Annotated in this window: 1 protein-coding gene; it reads right to left on the reverse strand. The window is 42.1% G+C overall.

Features of this window, described 5'->3' with window-relative positions; all coding sequences use genetic code 11:
• Window positions 1-197: 197 nt before the first annotated feature.
• The coding region (locus tag D3H64_RS09630; protein ID WP_121566010.1) for an IS30 family transposase at window positions 198-999 on the reverse strand (802 nt) is incomplete at its 5' end.

Consider the following 999-nt stretch of genomic DNA (forward strand, 5'->3'; position numbering starts at 1 on the left):
CTAAATTTTTCACAAAGGGAGAGCTGTGGCTTTGAAGCAGAATAATCCTACTAGATCATATTGTGATGATTTTATATGGGGTTGCCGGTATGATACTCGCGAATAGCGAGATGGGCTATAAGTCTCTTAGTTTATTCCTAAGAGACTGCCCAGTGCTCATCATGCCGGCAGGGGTCCCCATGTCAAATCATCACGTATCAAGCGGCATTTCGTTCCCTCTCGAAGGCTTTCACCAACAGATCGTGAGCCGTGTTAAAGTGGAGTGATTTGCGCGGATAATCATTCATCCATCGTTGAATACGCTTTAGTTGACGATCACTAACAGAGTCCATTCGCGTGCCTTTAGGAATGAAACGGCGAATGAGGCGATGCTGATTCTCGCTTGATCCACGTTCCCATGAACTATAAGGATGGCAATAATAAACTGCCAGATACTCTTTGAAGGCATCTTCTAAATGTGTAAATTCTTTGCCGTTGTCTGTTGTAATGGATTTAAAGAGATACTTAGCGTCTTCTCCAGCGTTTTCAAGTAATTGATTTACAGCTTCTTGGACAGCACAAGACGTTTTAGCTGGTATACGTATTAAATACTCAAAGCGTGTTTGGCGTTCAACAAGTGTTAGCAAAACGTCATCTGTTGCATCTTTAGCCCCAATAACTGTATCTATTTCCCAATGGCCAAATTCTTCTCTTGTTTCAATAGATTTTGGCCTTTCTTCAATAGATGTACCTAAGGAAGACCGTTTCCTAATCCGAGAGCGTCGACCAGATGGCTTACGTGAAGTTTTCTCTAAGAGATTGATATTTTTAGTTCTCGTAATGCCATGATTAATCCATTCATAAAGAGTTGTGACGCAAGGTAAATCGCACTCAGAAAAGAGCTCTTCTTTCTTAGCATAGCCAATCACTGCTTCTGGACTCCAATGATCTTTTTGCATGCGCTCGTCAGCCCAATCTAGAAAATCCGCTAATTGATGCCACTTAGGAGGTCGCCCACAA

Origin of the sequence: Atopobacter sp. AH10, assembly GCF_003664595.1 — a bacterium.
Classification (GTDB): Bacteria; Bacillota; Bacilli; order Lactobacillales; family Aerococcaceae; genus Atopobacter.